We start from the raw sequence: 20,077 nt of genomic DNA, 5'->3' as shown, positions 1-20,077 counted from the left end.
CCATCAAGACAATGGGGGACAAATGGATATTGAGAGCTACTTCCAGCAGCAGGCCGCTGCTGTCGGTGCCTTGGCTAACGCCGAGGGAGAATTCATCGCTACCGCCTTTACTAGGCACTGCGGAGAAATACTGACCGAAGCGGGCGAGTTCGATGACATCGAAGTCTTGGACTTCGAGGGCGCGGGTACGAATCAGCGGAAACTCAAGGTCAATGGCTACGACCTCGAGAACGCAGATAACAGTATTGCCGTCGTCGCAAGCGTCCATTACGGGAATGAGACTATTCAAACGCTCTCGGCTACCGACGCAAAAGCTGCTCTCAGGGCTCTTCACTACTTCCTGCTGGATGCACTCGATGGGAGCTTCATGCAGGGGCGAGAACAAAGCTCGCCTGCATACCAGCTCGCGTGGGATCTGCGGAGCAGGGGCAGGAACGTTTCGCGCTACCGCCTCTATCTCATGACAGATGCCCGGTTGAGTGATCGTTTGCGTTCCCTGCCTTCTGAGGACATCCACGGAATTCCCGTGGACTTTCATCTTTGGGATATCGAGCGTTTCCACCAGCTCCACCAGTCCCAGAGCGGCCACGAGCCGCTTCAGATTGACCTGACGGAGTGGACAAACCAGGGGCTTCCCGCGCTTCGGGTCGAATCCACGCCAGAGTTTGCGACCTACCTGACCTCCGTGCCTGGCCGGGTCCTGTCCTCCCTGTATGCCAAGCATGGGAGCCGGCTGCTCGAAAGTAACGTGAGGTCCTACCTCAGCAATAGAGGCAAGATCAACAAGGGAATCCGTGCCACGATCCATTCCGCTCCGCAGAACTTCATGGCGTTCAACAACGGAGTAACTGCCACAGCAACATGTGTCACAACCTCTGAGGACGGAAGCTCCATTCTGTCGATCGAAGATCTGCAAATAGTGAATGGGGGCCAGACCACCGCGTCGTTGTTTTTTGTGCAAAGGGAAGCAAAATCTGAGGCGGTTTTGGACGGCGTCTACGTCCAAATGAAACTGGTAGTCGTCGCTCCCGCTCTCGCCGCCGAGCTCATACCGAACATTTCGCGGTTTGCGAACAGCCAGAATGCAGTCAGCTCGGCGGACTTCTTTTCCAACAGTCCATACCACGTCCGCTTGGCCGAGCTCTCGCGCAAGGTTCTTGTCCCGTCCCGTTCCGGTGCCGTCCACAGCACCCACTGGTACTACGAACGTACTCGCGGGCAATATGAAAACGAACGTAGCAAGCTTTCACGCTCAGAGGCCGTCCGTTTCGAAAATCTGAATCCGAAGTCGCAAAAGTTCGATAAACCGGCATTGGCCAAATACCTTATGTCGTGGGACCAGCGGCCCCACACTGTGAGCGCGGGGGCACAAAAGAACTTCGTTGCTTTTGCCGATATCGTGGCCAAGAGCTGGGATAAGGATCCAGACCAGTTCAACGAACAGTACTTTAAAGAGACGGTAGCCAAGGGCATCCTCTTCGCCGAGGTCAGGAACGTTATCAAGAATGCTGACTGGTATCGCAAGGCGTACTTGGCGAACATTGCCGCCTACACCGTTGCCAAGATTGCCAGCTTGGTAGAACGACAGGGACAAGGCAAGGTCTTCGATTTTGATGCCGTGTGGTCCGCACAAGCCGTGCCGGACTCCGTCCTGGTAGTCGCGAACCAGGTGGGACGCCTCGTCCAGGAGGTTCTCACCAGCGAACATCGGAGTACTACGAACGTCACGGAGTGGGCCAAAAAGGCCCAGTGCTGGGACACCATCAAAGCCATGCCCTACACGTTGCCCGCAGACTTCCTCTCGGCTTTAGTTGACGCCGCCACCGTCGCTGCCCGCGGCAAAGCTGCCAAGGCGAACCAAAAGGTGGACAATGGAATCGGCCTGCAAACCCGGCTCTATGAGATCCCAACAGAGCATTGGAAGGCGCTGGAAGGGTTTGCCGGCATGAACAGGGTCGCTTCCCCTACCGACATGAGCATCCTGGGACTTATGACAGGACGAAAATCCGGAGTCCCTTCAGAAAGGCAGGCTGCCAGACTCATCCAGCTCGTTGCCAATGCCAACGAACGGGGATTTACCCTCTTTAGTCCTTGGTGACACGTCACCACACGGTTGCTTTACTCTCGTATCAAGTTCAAGGATGAAAAATGGCCCTAAACGCCCAAGGACTCGCGGCGTTGGATACCCTCGAAGTTCTTATAAAAACCAGCGTTTCCAAAGACGCTGCCATAAATACCTTGCGTATTATGCTCAACAATGACGGGTTGGTTGAGGACGTTCTTACCGAACGCGACCTGATCATCAAGCAAAGACTCGCCGACGCTCACGACGTCACCGTATTCGATGAGGAATCGGAAACGGAGCCATGGTATGCCGGCCCCCAACCCCATGATGTCTTCTGGCCGAGCCTCAAGGCAAAGCTGCAAGCCGACCCGGGTTGGGCGAATGCCGTTCCGTCTCTCGACAAGACCTCCACAGATGTAGTATCCCTACTGGCCGATCCGCACAGCGAAACCATCCGGACACGCGGAATGGTGCTCGGTTATGTCCAGTCGGGTAAAACTGCCAATTTTACTGCCACCATCGCGAAGGCCGCTGATGCAGGCTACAGACTGTTCATAGTCCTTTCCGGCGTGCACAACTCCCTGCGACGCCAGACCCAACTGCGCCTGGACAGTCAGCTTTGCGATTTGAGACCGGCAGACTGGGTCCAGCTAACAGATGAATTCGGCGATTTCGGCAATCCCGTCAAAGCGCTTCCACTGGTTGCCGGGTCACAGTTGCGGCTGTTGGCAGTGGTAAAAAAGAACGTTTCGCGGCTCACAAATCTTCGCGACTGGCTCTTGGACGCCCATGAAAAGGGCGGTCTTAACAAGTGTCCCGTGCTCATCATTGACGACGAGGCAGACCAGGCCAGTCCGAACTCCGCAAGAGATGCAGAGCTCGATCAAACAGCCATTAACGGCTTGCTCGTTGATCTCTTGGGGTTGCCCCGTGTGGCGTACGTGGGATATACCGCCACACCGTTTGCCAACGTTTTGGCCAATCCCGCAGACCCACGGAACATTTATCCGCGGGACTTCATCTATTCCCTCCCCAAGCCGGCCGGATACTTCGGCTCCGAAGAACTCTTTGGAGCCCCCGTGGCTGAGCCGGAAGAGAGCTCCGATGACCAGGGCCACAACATGATCCGGTTCGTACCTGAGTCCGAAGCGGAGGCGTACAAATCCAGCCCTAAGAGCCCCTACTCCCCCAAAGTGACCCCCAGCCTCTCCGACGCCATCCGCTGGTTTCTGCTGGCTACGGCTGCACGGCGGTTTAGAAACGGAGAGGCCAAGCACTCCAGCATGCTGATCCACACAACCATGAGGGTCGAGCCTCAGAACACTTTGGTGCCGGTTATCCGGAAACATGTGAAAGACCTGCAGAAAGAACTCCGAAGCGGCGACACGACGAAGTGGCAGAACCAGTGGGAATCCGAAGTGCAACGGGAACCAGCTGCCCGCCACAATTTGGTAGCGCCGTCATTCGAAGAGTTGCTGGGCCTGCTACCCGACGTACTCACTGACACGAAGGTGGTCGCTGACAACAGCGCCTCGCCCGAGCGCCTCATTTACGCCGCGGACCCAGCGACGGTCATTGCTGTGGGCGGCAACACGCTTTCCCGGGGCCTAACTCTGGAAGGCCTTGTGTCCTCATTTTTCCTGAGGACAGCGGGTGCCTATGATTCCGCACTTCAGATGGGACGCTGGTTCGGGTATCGGCGTGGTTACGAGGATCTTCCTCGGGTCTGGACTACCCGCAAGCTTAAGGATGACTTCCAGTTCCTCGCAGAGATTGAAAGCGACCTTCGATCAGAAATCAAACGCTACGAGGGCGGAGCTGCGTCGCCACGTGATGTGGCAGTACGCATTCAGACCCATCCGCGAATGCAGGTGACGTCTCCCCTGAAGATGCAGTTCGCGATAAAGGCATCTGCCTCCTTCAGTGAAACCCACCCCCAAACGACATATTTCGACCGGACCGATCCCGAGATTCTGGCAGGCAACATTGAAGCAACGAAGGAGCTTCTATCAGCCGCAAAAAACGATGCCCTTGATGAGGGGATATACGGTGAGAGGATCGTTTTCAAGGGAGTTCCCGCCGAATCAATATTGAGCTTCCTGGATCGCTATCATTTTAATGACAAGTCCGAGATGTCCGAGGGCATGCTCTACGACTACGTAAAAACGCAACTGGAGTTCGGGGCGCTCCGTGAATGGAACATTGCAGTGGTCTCGAAATCCGGTCAAAGCGACAGGTCTGCGGAAACACTCGACCTTGGCCTCGAGCAACGCGTGAACCTGATCACTCGTTCACAGCTCGCAAGCAGTGATCCAGATGTAGCCAACATTGGCACGCTGATGTCACGGGTTGATCGTGTACTCGATCTGGGGTGGACAGCCAGCCAGGCTAAGACTGCGAGCGATGCTCAGCTACAGGAAGTTCGCAATACTGAGGGACGTCCGCTGCTAGTGATCTACCCCATTGATAAGGACTCCGCGCCCCAACCCCATTTGGACCGCCGCAAAAAGTTGAATGCCGCGGAGCATGTGGTGGGTGTGGCGTTCTCCTTCCCCGCCGCTGCCGCAGGATCGGAGCCGAAGAACGCTATTCAGGTGGATGTGTCCATGCTCAATACTGACGAAGCCGACGACAGCCTGAACGCCTACGTGGATGCTGAGGGCTCCCACGACAAGGTGGCTCTGGGATGACCGAATATCCAGACCTTCTTTCGGTGTGGATGGTCAACTCCGCAGAAGGAACGGGCACACAAGGGATTACACAGGCGAACCCGATCGGCGTCAGCGTTGAGGCGGGCGACGTCCTGGCAGCGCTCGACTCGAAGTCGGATCGTCATCTGCTCATCCCCTTGCTTCCGGGTGAAGCTGTGACCCAACAGGCTGACGGGGCGGCGGTTCGCTTGAGCAGGGTGAAATTTCAGTCACGGGATTACTTAAGTGCGTTCTGCACGGTGCGCAGACTGGATACAGTTTTTACGCAATTCGCACGCGAACTCTTGGAGGTGCTTCGCGAATCGGACTCTCCTGCACATGACGTGACACACGCATTCCAAGAGTGGAAAGCCCTCTTCGCTGCAGCCTCGGGACCGGAGCTAAACGTTTCTGAGCAGATAGGTCTGCTTGCTGAACTCCAAATGCTGGAAAGGCTGGTTCGAGCAGGAGACCATCAAGCTCTGTCTCACTGGCACGGACCCGATAAGTCACAGCATGATTTTTGTGCCGGTGATACTGCCATAGAGGTGAAAGCGTCCCTTGCTCGGGAAGGACGCCGGATCGGCATCAGCAGCCTCCACCAACTCGAAGCACCGAACAACGACGCGGGCAAGTTGTTCTTGGCCTATACCCGGTATGAGCGTTCCTCGGCAGGGGATTCGCTGCCAAGTATGGTCGATACGATCCTCAACCTCGGGGTGGAATCGTCTCTCTTCGAACGAAAACTTCGCAGGGCCGGTTATTTCGACTCGCATAGAGCGGCATATCTGAACTCAAGGTTCGCTCTGAAAGAGCAGCGAGTATACGACGTCAAACAAGAACATTTTCCAAGGGTGATTCCGCGTTCATTCGTGCAATCTGAGCTTCCACCGGGAGTGGTTTCGATAACCTACGTCATTGATGTAACCAACGAGCCACCCACACCCTTGGAACAAGTTGAAACGCTCGATCTAATTGAGGGATTTGCAGACAGTGATTCTTGATTGGATTCCCGAGCGGTTTTCCCCTAGTGGAGGGTTAGCGGCTGACGGGTTCGCAAAACTACTCGGCCGCCCCAATCTCGACCCTCTGGCCGTCCTGGTGAGGGAAACAGCACAAAACAGTTGGGACGCGCGTGATGGAAGTGGAGCACCGGTGGTTTTCAACATCGCTGCCGAGACCTTGGCGGCGAGCGTTGTCACTTGCCTTCGTGAATCTGTTTTTCACAACGCCTCCAAACTTCCCGATCCAACCCTCGCGCACTCCCTTCAACGTACGGACCTAGTGGGCCTATATGTGTCCGACCGCAATACGAAAGGACTTGGAGGACCAGTCCAGGGGCATCTGGAGTCGACGGATGGAAACTATGACTGGGTCGACTTCATCCTCAATGTGGGCAAGGCCAACACCGACGGCATGACCGGAGGTACCTACGGCTTCGGCAAGACCATTGCCTACATCGCTTCGCGACCCCACACCATAGTTGTTCATAGCCGGGCTATGCATAACGGTGCTCCCGTGAGCCGGTTGATCGCCTGCAGTATAGGTAGTCAGTTCGCGCTCGACGGGATCCTCCATACAGGGCGCCATTGGTGGGGCAGAGATGATTCGAGCGAACCCGTCCCGCTGGAGGGCATTGAGGCAGACACGCTGGCCGCCCGGCTTGGTATGCCGGATATCGCTGAAGGCTCGCTGGGAACGAACATCCTGATCCTCGATCCTGACTTCGGACACAGAACCTTCCACCAGGGCATGGCCTTTATTGCCGAGTCGGTTTTGTGGCATCTCTGGCCCAAGCTAGTTGGCAACGATAGGGCCATGGATATCCGAACAACCCTCGACGGTTCAGAAATCTCCATTCCGAAACCGAATTCAAGACCGCCCCTAAACCACTTCGTTGCGGCTTACTCGGCTCTCAGGGGAGACGGTGGTGAACCAACAGCAGTTGTGCGGCTCCACGAGATTAAGCGCAACAAAGAGCGGCTTGGAAGGCTGGCAACAGTTCCGTTTCCGACTCCCCCTTTCAGCACACCCGTGGCTATTGATGACGGGCACAAGCCGGATGATCCTGACAGCCCGCCTCCGGCCTCACCGTTCACGAACCGGGCCTGCAACCACACGGTGCTGCTACGTTCCCCGGAACTCGTGGTTGAGTATCGGGAAGGTCCGCCGGCCAAGGAAGGTATCGAATGGGCCGGTGTTTTTCGCGCTGATGATGCCCTGGACGACGCATTTGCTCATGCAGAACCGCCAACGCATGATTCATGGCAACCGAACCTCGTCACTCTCCGCGACCAGCGGTTGCGTGTGCTCAAAGCCCTTCGTGAAATCGACCAGGCAGTCCTGACGCAGTGGGGCAAGCCAAAGCCGGCAGCAGCTGCTGAATCGACCAGTACAGCCGCGGTGGCTAACGCACTCTCCCACTTGATCGGAACCGCCGGGCAGGGCAAGGGACGGCCCGGGGCGTCCGGCGGTGGCGGCGCAGGCAAGAGGGGCCCGAAGCGGGCGTCCATCGAGCTACTTGACGCCGGCCCCCGAATGCTCGGCAACCAAACCGCCTCTTATCTGCGCTGCCTCGTGACACCGCCCAAAGGTGCCGACGTTACGTTTGTCACTGTTTCTGTGGGGGTTGCGCTGGATGGTGCTACGAGTGATGCCACGCTCGACCCGCAGCTGGAATTGGTCTCCGCGGAGTACGACGGGAACCGAGAACCCTTGAAGGGGCACCGTTCGGGGTTCAAAGTCTTCGGTGACGAGCCCGTACACGCAGTCATCTGCGCGAAACGTTCATCAGCATCCAGTGTTCTCTGGGATGTTTCAGCGGGTGTAGAAAGCAGTACTGCATGAAAATCTCCGTGTCACCTTTCTACACTCCGGACCCAAATTCCGTAGCTCATTCAGGGTGGTTCTTCTCCAGAAACGGTTCCGGCGAAGCGCTTCCGGAAGAGATGGACTCGTGGGATTACCAGACTGTGCTAAGCCTTCAAGCTGAGGTCACGATAGACCGTCCGCTTATCCTCGCTCAGTGCCGGATGGGGGAAGGAAGCCAGTTCCGAGTGGTCGTCAAAGCCAAATCCGATTCCACCAAAGCCGACATCCTGCTCTTGGATGCAGCAGCCCCTGCAGATGCGAATGTTCGCGTTCCACTCCAGCTTGATGTTCCCGGCACCGAGTTAGGCGGACGCCTAACCCTTACCACGTTCATCCTCGTAGATGCCTCCGTCCCTCTGGATCCGTTGGCCCCACACCAGCGGGGAAGCATCCTCTGGAAACACTCGGCACATGTCTATCTTCAGGGGATCGGGGCCCAGTTCCCAACGGATGCGGAAGATTTCCGGCGAACACGCCCAGACACTCCCGATGCCCTTTGGCAGCTGGATGCCGACCTCTCCGACCCGGAAGCCTCCTTTGCGAGTGCCGTGCGCCTGTCTATGAACACGTCACAGCCGGCGGTTAAGCGTCTCCTGCAGGGACTGCACACCCCGGAAAACAGGCAGCTGCAGCATTTGCTGGACATTGATGTGACCCGCCAGATGGCCGTCCTGGCAGTGCAGACAGATGCAGTTCTCGACCGGGAGCCCGATCATGAGGACCCCTCAGTGGCAGCCGTTCTCCGATGCCTCCTGCAGCAGCTGTGGCCACAAATCTCGGATCCGCACATTCTCCGGAAACTCTGGGACAGTGAACCGTCCAAGTTTGAGGCCCATGTGCAAAGCACCATAGGAAAACTGTCATGAGCATCTACATCTATCCTCGATTGCCCCGCGACGTCGCGCACAGGATTATCGCCGAACTCGCCGACAAAGGCCTCACTGAATTGGTGGGCTATGGTGCCCTCAGCCACCCCTCTGCGGCCCCTGCGGCTGTAGGCGGAATCCCTGTTCCACCACAAGAGCTGCAACGGATCCAGGACGGACTCCGAGAGATCACATCCAAGTACGGCTTTCCCTCCAAGCTCGATCAACGATCTCAACAAAATCTCGACCGCACCTTGGGCACCTACCTATATAGGGAGCTCGGAATTGTCCCCGGAGACGCCGCCGTCGAAGGTGTCTGGAGTTTCCTCACGCTGGTATTGGTTCCCGAGCTTGCACCCTGGCGTTTCCCCCAGAGAGCTGAGAATCGACTTATTGGCGTACCCCGAAACGCACTCCGTCGCCTCTGGTGGCGGGCGTGGGCTCTTGGGCCGGACCTGAACGCGGCCCCCGGTGGTTGCTCTCCATTGGGTGAGGACGAGTTTGTGCAGATTATGGAACGGTCCGGCCTTTCGGGGAACCGAAAAGTAGCAAGGGCAGCCCGGGATGCAGTATGGCGGGCTGAAGCGAACGGGCTTCTGTCCATACTTCGAACTGAACTCATGAGGGGGTTGATCCCCCGGGTATTGGCTGCCCGCTCGCATGTTGTTTTGGACATACTCTCGGACGACGAACTCGCCGCACTTCTGGATGGGTATGTGAGGCAGGTTCTCGAGCGACCACGGCTCTGATTTGTACTGAATGCTTGCGTAAACGTTCCCCGCGGTTTTAACCACCTGCTGCTAGGTTGGGTCCACTTAGTAACAGGGGGAGTTCATTGAGTACAGATCCATCCAGTGCTGATTCAGTACTTAGCGCAGGGGCCCGGACGCAGGCTTACACCAGCACACTCGAAGCACTGCAGGCCCTGGCCGACGCCGTGGCAGCAGCCCAACAGGGCCGGCCGCTGCAGCCGGTCACGGTGATCGCACCCAGCCGCACCTCCGCACTTGACCTGGCGCACTACCTGGGCCGGGTGCTCAACGACGGCCGCGGCAGCGCAGCCATCCGGACAACTACACTGGACGACTTGGCCGAAGAGCTGGCGGCCGCCGACGGCCAGTTATCCGGCCGCGCCGCGCTCCCGGCCATGGTCCGCGAAGGCGCCGTCACCGCCGTGCTGGCCGAAGCGCCCGGGCTGTTTGCCGAAGTCGCCGACCAGCCGGCCACCGCACGTGCGATCGCTACAACCTCCGCATCCCTGGACGCAGCCTGTCCCGAGGACGTAACCGGCCTGTCGCCGCTGGTACACGAGGTCGCCCGCGTCCACCGAGCCGCCGCTCAGATCCTGGGGAGCAGCTGGTACACCAAACACGACCTCTACTCCGCTGCTACCGCAGCCCTGCAGACGCCGCGGATCCGTAAGCTCCTCGGACCGGTGATCGGCTTCCAGCTCGCCGACGAGCAGGACCCGTCCGCCGCAGCGTTCCGTGCCGCTCTCGAACAGCACGCCCGCGCCACCTACCTCACCGCGGCGTCCTCCCCCGCCCTGGGCGAGCAGGTCCTCAGCGCGTCCGACGCCGACGACGAAGCACGCGCCGTCGTCCGCCTGGTCATCAACAAATTGGCAACAGGCACTCCCGGCCATCGCATCGGCATCTTCTATTCCACCGCAGACCCCTATCGTTCCCTGCTGGCCCAACGCCTCGACCAAGCCGGCATCACCTTCGTCGGCCCGTCAGCGCATGGCCTGGCCGACACAGCGCTGGCCCGCGGGCTGGTGAATCTCCTCAGCCTCGACCCGGCGCACCCCGATGTCCGGGTGATCCTGGACGTAATGGCACAGGGTGTCCTGTACTGGAGCCAGGAAAACCTGCCGAGCAGCGCCGTCTGCGAGCGACTGCATGCCTCTCCCCCGGCTGAACAGGAGGACGCGGCCGAAGACCAGGAACCAACTGAAGCAGAACAAAAGCGGCAGCAGGACTACGCCCAGTTCACCGGGTTTATCGCGGTCCTGGGCGAACGGCTGGCCGAGGTCTTCGCCGCCCGGACCTGGGCCGAGGCCGCGGGCACTCTGGCCGGCTTCATCACGGAGTTCCTTGGCCCGCGGGCCGCGACGGAACGCCCGGAACTCGCCGATGCCCGCAAATCAGTCCAGGACGTGATCCACGACCTCGAACTGCTGCACGGAATCGCCCCGGCGCCCACGGCGGCGGCGGTCCGCGCCACCGTCGCCCGCGGTATCGAGGCCCGCCGGTTCTGGACCGGCAGCAGCGGCACCGGGGTAATCCTGGGCTCCTACGACGACGGCGTGGGCCGCGATCTCGACGTCGTCTTCATCACCGGCGCGGCGGACGGACTCGCCCCCGCCCGTATCCGGGAAAATCCGCTGCTCCCCGACAGCGCCGGCCATCTGCTCGCGGTAAAGCTGCCGACCGTCCACGAACGTGCCGCCGCCCGGAAGGAACAGTTCCAGCGGCTGCTCGCCACCGGCGTCGAACGCACCATCCTGTTTCCCCGCGGCAACCTGCGCGCCGGCGGAACCCTGCGGCCTTCGCGCTGGCTGGCAGGTACAAAGGTGACGGCGCTGCCCTCCTTCGCCCATGATCTGACGCACGGTTCCCCCACAGGCGTGGCAGCCACGGGGCAGGAGTGGCGCGTCCGCCGCCTTCTGGCCTCCGGACATCTGGCCGACGATCCGGTGCTGGACACGGTGCTGGAAGTACGGGCCGACCGCCGGAACGGAACCTTCTCCCGCTTCAACGGCAACCTCACCGGGGTCTCCGGACCGATCATCGATCCCCGGAAGCCCATCTCCCCCACCAATCTGGAGGACTGGGTCGTCAGCCCTCTGGCTTACTTCCTGCGCCGCGTCCTGAAGGCCGAGCTGTTTGAGGACGTGACCCTTGAGGTCCAGATCAGCAGACTGCAGCGCGGGAACCTGATGCACCGGATACTCGAGGACTACGTCCGCGGCCTGACGGACGGCAGCCAGACGGCTTCCTCCGAGCGGTTGCTGGAAATTGCCGAGAAGGCATTTGAAGCCACCACCAATCCGGCTTGGCTGCGGCACACCTGGGACCGGGATAAGTCCCGGATCCGCACCGACCTGCAGAAGGTCCACGACATGGACCAGCAGGCGCGCGACGCCGGCTGGCAGCACGTAGCGGTGGAAGCCGAATTCGGCGCCGAAGCCGGTGAACCTCCCGTGGAACTGGACCTGCCGAACGGAAACACCGTCAGGTTCCGCGGCAAGGTCGATCGTGTAGACCGGCACTCCAGCGGACAGGTGCTGGTGATCGACTACAAGACCGGCAAGGCGGACAAGTATAAGAAGCTGACCCGCGAGGATCCCACCGCCGGTGGAACCCGGTTCCAGCTGCCGGTCTATGGAGTGTTCGCCCGGCGTTTAGCCACGGACCCTGGAGTGGAGGTCCGTGCCGAATATCGGTTCATCACTTCCGCCGGGAAGTATGAACGGGTGGGCTACGAGGTGGGTCCCGACGTCGAGGCCCGGCTCCGCGAGGACGCCGGACTGGTCGTGGCGGCCCTGCAGTCCGGGATCTTTCCGCCCCGGCCCGAATCGGACCACTACGTCAACCACACCACCCTGATGGGCGCCGCCGGTATGCGGCACACCTGGGAGCGGCTCAAAGACAGCCCCGCCCTGGGCGACTATTCCCGCTTCTTCGAGGAGGACAAATGAGCCAGCCGAAGACCTCCCCGTTCCCGGCCCAGCCGGACCTGAAGGACGCCGACGACCGGCACGTCATCGGCGATGCCCTGGACACCACCGTGTTCGTCGAGGCGGGCGCCGGAAGCGGCAAGACCCATGCCCTGGTCGGGCGCATCGCCGCCCTGGTGGACGGCGGCGTCGACGTCGGCGCGATTGCCGCCATCACCTTCACGGAGAAAGCCGCCGGCGAGCTCCGGGACCGGCTGCGCGGCGAACTCGCCAAAACCTACGGGCTGGATGAGCTCCGGACCGAGCGGCGGAACACCGCGCTGGACCGCCTCGATGCCGCACCCATCGGGACCATCCACTCTTTCGCCGCCCGGCTGATCGGCGAATACCCCATCGAGGCCGGAGTGCCGCCGCTGATCACCGTGGTGGACGAGCTTCGCGCCGAGATCGCCTTCGAACACCGGTGGGAAGAGGCACGCCAAGCACTGTTTACCGATCCGGCGGCCGACGCCGCGCTTCGGGTGCTGCTCGCCGTCGGCGTGACCCTGGACCAGCTGCGGAGTGTTGCCGCTGCCCTCGACGGCAACTGGGACAGGCTGCGGACCCACCCGCCGCTGCGGCAGACCGTTCCGGCGCTCGATGTGGGGCCGCTGCTGCGCGCGGCCGAATTGGTCCTCGAGCGGAAGGCTGTCTGCACCGACCCGGCGGACAAGCTCTTGGCATGCTTCCCCCTGGTGCAGGAGTGGCGGGACCAGCTCGAGGACGTGCGCGGATCCGGGGATTTCGGGAGGATCATCGACGTCCTGAACACCCTGCCCTCCACCGGCTACGCCAGGAAGGGCTCCAAAAAGAACTGGGTCGGCGACGTCAAAAGCATCCAGCAGCAGTTCCAGCTGTTGGTCGAAGAACGGGACGGGCTGATTGCCCGCCAGGTGTCCCCGGCCGTCAACACGGTCAGCGCGGTCCTGGCCGAAGTCCTGCTGGCTGCTGCGAAGGTGCGCCAGCGCAGCGGTGAGCTGGAGTACCACGACCTGCTCGTCCACGCCCGCGACCTGCTGGTGGGAGACACCGAAGCACACGCCCCTGCACGCCTGCCCTTGCACCGGTGCTACACGCATCTGATGCTGGACGAATTCCAGGACACCGATCCGGTCCAGGCCGAGATCGCTGTCCGTCTGGCGGCGGACACCAGCTGCGGCCCCGACGGCTGGGAGGACCTTCCGGTGGCACCGGGACGCCTGTTTATGGTCGGTGATCCGAAGCAGTCCATCTACCGCTTCCGCCGGGCTGACATCGCCACCTTCCTCGCAGCCCGTGCCCGCGCGGTCGCGGATCCCGGTTCCGAGGTGGCTACCCTGCAGACCAACTTCCGCTCCGGAACGGCGCTGCTGGACTGGGTCAACGCGGTCTTCAATCACCTGATCGTAGGCAACGGGACCATCCAGCCTCCGTACGATCCCCTGGTTCCGGACCCGGCCCGGCCGGCCTGGAACGACGACGACGGTCCCGCCGTCGTCGTGCTCGGACGCAACGGTGCCACTCCCGATGAGAACGGGAAGGTGACCGCGGCGTCCCGGAGCCGGCAGGAAGCTGCCGATATCGCCGCCGCGATCCGCCTGGCTACCGGTTCCGGTGGAGCGCTGGCGTGGCAGCACCAGGCCGGAAACAAGGAAGGGTTCGCACGGCGGCCGCTCCAGCTGCAGGACGTCTGCATCCTGCTGCCCACCCGCACCGCGCTGCCCTATGTGGAGGACGCCCTGGACGCTGCGGGCATCGAATACCGGGCCGAAGCCTCCTCACTGGTCTACGCCACGCAGGAAGTGACCGATCTGCTGTTGGCGCTGCGGACACTGGCCAACACCGCCGACCAGGCGGCTTTGGTACTGGCCTTGCGGTCGGCGCTCTTTGCCTGCGGCGACGACGACCTTTTCCGCTGGAAGCAGGCCGGCGGAGCCTGGAACCTGTACGCACCGGCGCCCGAGGGGCAGGAGAACTCCCCGGTGCGCGCCGGGCTGGCGTATCTGTCCGGTTTGCATCGGGAACTGCCGCTGCTCTCCCCCGCGGAGCTGATCGAGCGGATCGCCGCCGACCGGCGGGTGTTGGAGGCGGCAACCGATACCCCGCGTTACCGCGACGTGTGGCGGCGGATCCGGTTTGTCACCGATCAGGCCCGGGCTTGGACGGAAGCGACCCACGGCGGGCTGCGGGACTATCTGGTGTGGGCTGCCGTGCAGCAGGAGGAGAACGCCCGCGTCAAGGAGGCCATGGTGCCCGAGACCGATATGCAGGCGGTGCGGATCATGACCATCCATGCCTCCAAAGGCCTGGAATTCCCGATGGTTGTGGTGGCCGGTGCCGGCTCCGCTCCCAAGCACTCGCCCGAGCCCGCCCTTTGGGACGAGGCAGGCAACGTGTTCATCCGCTTCCGCAAGGGGGTCTCGACCAGCGGCTATGCAGAAGCTGCCGACGTGGAGAAGACGTTCACGGAGGCGGAACGGCGACGGCTGCTTTACGTCGCCTGTACCCGGGCAGAGAGCCATCTGGTCGTCTCGCACTATAGTGGTTCGCCCAGCAGCCTCAGCGCCCTCCTGGCGTCGGTCGACGACGTCGAGCTGGCCCCGGATCTGGCGTTGCCGGAGGATCTTCTGCCGCTGCACAAAGACCAAAGCACGGCCGTTCCGGTGCCTGACTGGGACGATTGGCTGGCTTCAAGCACCGGCTGGGCTGCGGAATCAGCGCGCGTGTCCCGGACCTCGGTCACCGCTCTGGCGAAGGGCGGCGGTGCAGGAGTCACGACGAACTACGGGGTTGCTGCCGCGTTCTATGCCCCGGCGGGGGGTGAGGAAGTGCTTCCTGGGTTCGCCGGCAAGCCGGAGGAACACGGGCCGGCATTCGGTACCGCGCTGCACCGTCTGTTGGAACTCACTGATCTGGAATTGTCGCCGTCGCTTCCCGTTCTGGCGGCCGACGTCGCTGCAAGCGCGGGTCTACGCAACGCTGCCGATCTGGAGGCGTCCGCCCGGGCGGCGCTGGAAAGTGCTCCTGTCCGGCGGGCTGCCGAACGCGAGCACTGGCTCGAGCTGCCGATCATGGTGCCGGAGACCGGACACACCGTGGAGGGCATCATCGACCTGATGTACCGGGAGGATGACGGCAGTCTGGTGGTCGCCGACTTCAAGACCGATATCAGCGTCAGCGAGGACCAGCTGGCCGCGTATTGGCGGCAGCTGGGCACCTACGCCAAGATGATCGGCCGTATCACTGGCGAAGAAGTTACTGAACTGGTGTTGATTCTCTGCCGCGCCAGCGGTGTCGAGGTTCTGAGGAGGACGCGTGGTTAATGTGAGTGCATTCAATGAATCGGATCTAAGAAGTCGGGGCTTCACCGGCTTCAAGGCGTTCGGCGACCTCGATCTGTCGACCGTTCCCCGCGAGCCCGGTGTGTACGCGGTGGTTCGAGGGACCAGTGGCGAGCACACTGTGGTCGATTCCAGCGTGGGCGGATGGTTCAAGGGCAAGGATCCGATGATCCTGCCAAGATGAAGGGACGGTTGTGGAATGCCCCGACGATTTATATCGGCAAAGCCGATGCTGGTGCGAACGTCACGCGCGGTCTGAGGAAACGGATCGGCGAGTTCGCTAAGTTTGGCCAGGGCCTACCGGTCGGCCACTGGGGTGGACGGTACATATGGCAGCTCTCCAACTCTCGGGACCTCCGTATCGCTTGGCTTCCGGTTACTAATCGGTCCGCCAAGGTCGTCGAGGACGAGCTACTGGAGGAGTTCTTCGTGGCCTACGGCCAGCTACCCTTTGCGAATCTTCGGCGGTAATCGGTAGCTGTAAAATTCTTCAGGTTGGCTGGCACTCACCGCCGGCACCATTAATCGAGATATTTGTTGGGGATCAAAATTGAAGAAGTTGTTTTTACCGCTCGTCGCGCTGTCACTGATTGCGGCGGGCTGTGGCACGACCGATGTGCAGCACGCCCAGGAGCCAGTGCCCTCGGATACTCAGGAGCAAACAGCGAAGAGCCTAAAATCTACTTTGCCTCCCACAGCTACTCCTACCCCGACCCCGTCGCCCACTGAGAAGGGCTATGCAGAAGTAGGGGAACCTGCAGAACAGGGCGGCGTGCAAATGACCGTCCACAGTGCCGCGAATTCGCCAACCGTCTCGCTCAACCAAACCAACTACCGCTCGGGGAGCGGTTATGAAACGTATACAGAGGTGCCCGCGCAAACGGGCGGCCACTACGTCATCGTCACGACCACCGTAAAAAACAACGGCAAGGAATCCATGGATTTGACCTGTGGATGGCCGATTGAGGTCGGCCTGTTCGATGCTGAAGATCGTCTCTTCGACCCCATCGATTCCCTGTATGAGATGAAGGACAACCCTCAGTGCAACGCAAGCCTTCAACCTGGATTCGAATCCCAGATGTCATACGGATTCCTGGTTCCCGACGGAGCGAAAGTGCTCGCGCTTGCCTTCCGTGACACGGAGACTGAACCGTCGGCCGAACCCGCAATCGTTCGTCTAGACCTGCCGTAACCCAACCCTGTACCGACCCACGCGCTTGTCCGCGGTCACTTGGTTTGCCAGAGTGACCACGGACTGGTCGCACTTCTTCGGCGTCGCGATCCCGTTTCTGCCGACTGTGCGCCATATTCACTCTCCCCGGCGTGTTGCTATACCGCCCCACGCCGCCACAACCGCGACGGCCGTCCGCGGGTACCGTCCGACATCTGCCCGGTACCGACCAGTTGCGGTTCCATCTGTCGGCGGAAAGTGTCACGCATCAGCGTCCGGCCCGCCACCGCCTCGTGCAGGTCCCTGAGTTCCTTCAGCGTGAAGGGCTCGGGCAGCAGGCCCGCCGGATCGGGGGTCTGCGCATAGTCCTGCCGCATCCGCTCAACCGCCAAGAGCACCATATCTGCGTGGCCGTAGGGCAGAGCGGCGATCAGGCCTGTCTCCGCCGCGATCGAAGCCAGACGGACATCGTCGGACTGCAGCGGGGTTTCCAGCTCCCGGAACGGGACTGCGTCCACATGGGCTACGGACAGTGTCCAGCCCCGGTCATCCCGGTCCGGATCATCGAAGACATGGAGCTGCTGCGGGACCCTCCCCTCGATTCCAGCCTTGACCCGGAGGGATCGCAGGACGGCATCCGCCAGAGATTCACGTTCCCGCAGGAACGTGCCAGGCAGCGCCCACTCCCCCGCGTGGTGTTCCTCCCGCCTGCGTACGAGTAGGACCATCAGTTCGTCCCCAGCCACGGTCAGCGCTGCGGTGTCCACGGCTACAGAAGGACGTGGATAATCCAGGAGGGACAAGGGCATACGGGACTCACTCATACCCCCATTTATCTCAATCTTGCGCAAAAGATGCAACCGGTGCATACTGGAACTACTTATCTCACATTTGCGCTAAAGCGAGGAGGTTCGACATGCAGATTCCACAACTCCACGTCGGCGCCGGCACTGCCGCCGGCCCACTTACGATCTTTCCCGTCCGGACAGCCGGACGCGGGAGGCTCGGCATCAGCACCGGACTCCACGCAGACCTTGCCGTCTCCGAACTGGCGGCGGGCGCCAAGGTGGGCCAGCTAACGGTCCGGAACAACGGGAAACGCGCGGCCCTGCTGCTCGAAGGTGAGCTGCTGGAAGGGGGACAGCAACACCGCACCTGCGCCCGCGACGTCCTCATCGACGTGGGCGAAACCTTGGACATCGACACGTTCTGCGTCGAGGCAGGACGGTGGGAAGCCGGCCAAAACACACACCACCGCCAGGCACGGAGGGCACCACTCAACGTCCGCGCCGAGCTAGCTGGCGCCGGGTCCACCCAATTCGGAGGTCGACGGCAGGAGCAGATCTGGGAACGGGTCCGGCGTTTCGACGCCGCCACCGGACCCACAGCCACCAGTTCCCTTCCCGAGCATTTGGACAGGTTTGGCAGCCGTGACAGGCACCGCTTCGCGAGCTCCGTACCGGAGCCGCTGGAGGGCCAACGCGGCGTGGTGATCGGCGTCGGCGGACAACCCCTGCTGCTGGAAGTTTTCGGCACGGCTACTTTGTTCCGACGCCATTACCAGCAGCTCATGGACGCTGCGTTGCTCGATGCGGCACTGTTGCCCGCGCCCCAGAGCACCGTACCGATGCCCGGCCAGCTCGCCCGTGACTTTGCTGCCATCGCCGGAACCATCGATTTCGGCGAGTTCTACAGCGAGGGCGTCCGGCGCCACGACTCAATGCGCAGCCGTAACGTCCTGGGCGTCCGCGGCCCTGTCATGGCAGAAGGCATGGCCGTCCGGCTCCCCAACAGGGAACCCGATATTGCCCATCTATCTTGCTGGAACACCAAACACCCACTTATGGAGGCCCTATGAACCTGAACTCACAGCAGAACCACCGCGCCGCCGGTGTCCTCGTCGCCCTCGCCGCCGGAGATGCCCTTGGCGCCGGCTACGAATTCGGCGCACCGCTGCCCGACGGCACCGAGGTCACCATGAAGGGCGGCGGCCCCTTCGGGTTCGACCCGGCCGAATGGACCGACGACACCTCCATGGCGATCCCGATCGCCGAAGCATTCCTCGACGCCGGCACCACCCCGGAAGCGCTCACATCCGTGGTCCGCGCCTGGACCGCCTGGGCACGCGACGCAAAGGACGTCGGCGCGCAGACCAGCAGTGTCATCGCCCGCGCCCGCCGCATCGCCAGCGACGACGGCCGGACCGACCCGACCGCCGACGATTTCACCCGTACTGCCCAGGAGTTCCACACCCGCGCCGGCCGCAGCGCCGGCAACGGCTCCCTGATGCGCACTGCTCCCCTGGCCCTGGCCTACCTGGACCGGGATCCGGCCGAACTCATGGCGGCGGCCGGTGTACTCAGCGCACTGACCCACGTGGAAGACGACGCCCAGGAAGCCTGCGGACTCTGGTGCGTCGCCATCCGCGACGCCGTCCTGACCGGTCGGCTGGAAATCCGGACCGGGCTGCCGCTGCTGCCGCCTGACCGTGCCGCCCTGTGGCTGGAGCGGATCGAAACCGCCGAACGCTCCCGGCCGCGGGACTTCACGAAGAACGGCTGGGTGGTGGAAGCACTCCAGGGCGCGTGGAGCGCCATCGCCACCACACGAACCGCTTCCGGCCCCGACCATCTCCGGGCCGGGCTCGAAGAGGCGGTCCGCGGCGGCCGGGACACCGACACGGTGGCCGCCATCGCCGGCTCCCTGCTGGGCGCTGCCTACGGCTACTCTGCCGTTCCGTTTGAATGGCGCCGCAACCTGCACGGCTGGCCGGGCCTGCGGGCGCACGATCTGATGACGCTCGGCGTCGAACTCGCCTCCGGTGCGGGGCGTCGTACGCAGGAGTGGCCGCGGGCCGAGCACCACGATTACAGCTCGTGGAGCAGGACCGATGTCCTGGTCCAGCACCCGGACGACGACGGCGTCTGGCTCGGCGGCGTGGGAGCAGTAGCCAGAACTGCCGAACTGGGCATTGATGCAGTGGTTTCCTTGTGCCGGCTGGGAACGGCCGATGTGCCCGGCATCGCACAGGAGAACCACGCGACGTTCTGGCTCGTGGATTCGGCTGCCGCGGATTCCAATGCCTACGCCGGGTATGTACTGCAGGAGGCTGCCGCCGCCGTCGAACGTTTCCGCGCCGAGGGCAAGAAGGTGCTGCTGCATTGCGTTCGCGCCGAGTCCCGGACGCCGACGGTTGCCGCTCTCTACGGCGCCCGGACCACCGGTCTGACTCCCCTCGAAGCGCTGGAACGGGTACGCTGTGTCCTCCCCAACGCCCACCCGAATCCGGCATTCCGGGAACTGTTGGCCGCGGAGGCGGCGGGCCGACCCTCCGCCTGATTCGAGCCGAACCGGCCCCTGGACCCACCAATAC

At 62.1% G+C, this 20,077-nt stretch carries 13 protein-coding genes; 12 read left to right on the top strand and 1 reads right to left on the bottom strand.

Annotated elements, in window-relative coordinates:
- Positions 1–22: 22 nt before the first annotated feature.
- The 10 genes from NNX35_RS12200 to NNX35_RS12155 all read left to right on the top strand — a co-directional run bounded on the left by NNX35_RS12200 (position 23) and on the right by NNX35_RS12155 (position 16,725).
- The gene (locus NNX35_RS12200) at positions 23–2,098 is read left to right on the top strand and encodes an AIPR family protein (RefSeq protein ID WP_255867903.1); all 2,076 of its coding nucleotides are present in this window, start codon (positions 23–25) and stop codon (positions 2,096–2,098) included.
- A gap of 50 nt (positions 2,099–2,148) precedes the next feature.
- Complete coding sequence (locus NNX35_RS12195; RefSeq protein ID WP_255867902.1) at positions 2,149–4,755, top strand: Z1 domain-containing protein; 2,607 nt, start codon at positions 2,149–2,151, stop codon at positions 4,753–4,755.
- Positions 4,752–5,759 carry a PD-(D/E)XK motif protein gene (locus tag NNX35_RS12190; RefSeq protein ID WP_255867901.1) on the top strand — a complete coding sequence of 336 codons (1,008 nt, stop codon included), beginning with the start codon at positions 4,752–4,754 and terminating at the stop codon, positions 5,757–5,759. The genes NNX35_RS12195 and NNX35_RS12190 overlap by 4 nt, the downstream gene beginning before the upstream one ends.
- Positions 5,749–7,602, top strand: coding sequence for a hypothetical protein (locus NNX35_RS12185; RefSeq protein ID WP_255867900.1), 1,854 nt, complete (start codon positions 5,749–5,751; stop codon positions 7,600–7,602). The genes NNX35_RS12190 and NNX35_RS12185 overlap by 11 nt, the downstream gene beginning before the upstream one ends.
- Complete coding sequence (locus NNX35_RS12180) at positions 7,599–8,492, top strand: hypothetical protein (protein WP_255867899.1); 894 nt, start codon at positions 7,599–7,601, stop codon at positions 8,490–8,492. Before NNX35_RS12185 ends, NNX35_RS12180 begins: the two co-directional genes overlap by 4 nt.
- The gene (locus NNX35_RS12175; protein ID WP_255867898.1) at positions 8,489–9,241 is read left to right on the top strand and encodes a hypothetical protein; all 753 of its coding nucleotides are present in this window, start codon (positions 8,489–8,491) and stop codon (positions 9,239–9,241) included. The genes NNX35_RS12180 and NNX35_RS12175 overlap by 4 nt, the downstream gene beginning before the upstream one ends.
- 86 nt (positions 9,242–9,327) lie before the next feature.
- Positions 9,328–12,195, top strand: coding sequence for a PD-(D/E)XK nuclease family protein (locus NNX35_RS12170; protein WP_255867896.1), 2,868 nt, complete (start codon positions 9,328–9,330; stop codon positions 12,193–12,195).
- Entirely contained in the window at positions 12,192–15,515 is a 3,324-nt protein-coding gene (locus NNX35_RS12165) for an exodeoxyribonuclease V subunit beta (protein ID WP_255867895.1), read from the top strand. Before NNX35_RS12170 ends, NNX35_RS12165 begins: the two co-directional genes overlap by 4 nt.
- A complete protein-coding gene (locus NNX35_RS12160; protein ID WP_255867894.1) occupies positions 15,508–15,717 on the top strand; it encodes a hypothetical protein in 210 nt (69 codons plus the stop codon). The genes NNX35_RS12165 and NNX35_RS12160 overlap by 8 nt, the downstream gene beginning before the upstream one ends.
- A 366-nt stretch (positions 15,718–16,083) precedes the next feature.
- The gene (locus NNX35_RS12155; RefSeq protein ID WP_255867893.1) at positions 16,084–16,725 is read left to right on the top strand and encodes a DUF4352 domain-containing protein; all 642 of its coding nucleotides are present in this window, start codon (positions 16,084–16,086) and stop codon (positions 16,723–16,725) included.
- A 137-nt stretch (positions 16,726–16,862) separates the two neighbouring features.
- Here the strand turns inward: NNX35_RS12155 and NNX35_RS12150 are convergent, their stop codons facing one another.
- Positions 16,863–17,528, bottom strand: coding sequence for an NUDIX domain-containing protein (locus NNX35_RS12150; RefSeq protein WP_255867892.1), 666 nt, complete (start codon positions 17,526–17,528; stop codon positions 16,863–16,865).
- Between the two features lie 92 nt (positions 17,529–17,620).
- On the opposite strand from NNX35_RS12150, the gene NNX35_RS12145 reads away from it, so the two are divergent.
- On the top strand, positions 17,621–18,562 hold the full coding sequence (locus tag NNX35_RS12145; RefSeq protein WP_255867891.1) for an ARPP-1 family domain-containing protein: 942 nt from the start codon (positions 17,621–17,623) through the stop codon (positions 18,560–18,562).
- On the top strand, positions 18,559–20,043 hold the full coding sequence (locus NNX35_RS12140; RefSeq protein WP_255867890.1) for an ADP-ribosylglycohydrolase family protein: 1,485 nt from the start codon (positions 18,559–18,561) through the stop codon (positions 20,041–20,043). The genes NNX35_RS12145 and NNX35_RS12140 overlap by 4 nt, the downstream gene beginning before the upstream one ends.
- Positions 20,044–20,077: the final 34 nt, after the last annotated feature.

This window comes from Arthrobacter sp. zg-Y844 (assembly GCF_024385465.1).
GTDB lineage: Bacteria > Actinomycetota > Actinomycetes > Actinomycetales > Micrococcaceae > Arthrobacter_B.
This window is presented reverse-complemented; position numbering and strand designations above follow the sequence as displayed.

What these genes read in the sequence shown, in the direction of transcription:
- NNX35_RS12150 (WP_255867892.1), bottom strand. Translation starts at nt 17,528, where the DNA reads ATGAGTGAGTCCCGTATGCCCTTGTCCCTCCTGGATTATCCACGTCCT.
- NNX35_RS12140 (WP_255867890.1), top strand. Translation starts at nt 18,559, where the DNA reads ATGAACCTGAACTCACAGCAGAACCACCGCGCCGCCGGTGTCCTCGTC.
- NNX35_RS12165 (WP_255867895.1), top strand. Translation starts at nt 12,192, where the DNA reads ATGAGCCAGCCGAAGACCTCCCCGTTCCCGGCCCAGCCGGACCTGAAG.
- NNX35_RS12175 (WP_255867898.1), top strand. Translation starts at nt 8,489, where the DNA reads ATGAGCATCTACATCTATCCTCGATTGCCCCGCGACGTCGCGCACAGG.
- NNX35_RS12190 (WP_255867901.1), top strand. Translation starts at nt 4,752, where the DNA reads ATGACCGAATATCCAGACCTTCTTTCGGTGTGGATGGTCAACTCCGCA.
- NNX35_RS12195 (WP_255867902.1), top strand. Translation starts at nt 2,149, where the DNA reads ATGGCCCTAAACGCCCAAGGACTCGCGGCGTTGGATACCCTCGAAGTT.
- NNX35_RS12145 (WP_255867891.1), top strand. Translation starts at nt 17,621, where the DNA reads ATGCAGATTCCACAACTCCACGTCGGCGCCGGCACTGCCGCCGGCCCA.
- NNX35_RS12180 (WP_255867899.1), top strand. Translation starts at nt 7,599, where the DNA reads ATGAAAATCTCCGTGTCACCTTTCTACACTCCGGACCCAAATTCCGTA.
- NNX35_RS12200 (WP_255867903.1), top strand. Translation starts at nt 23, where the DNA reads ATGGATATTGAGAGCTACTTCCAGCAGCAGGCCGCTGCTGTCGGTGCC.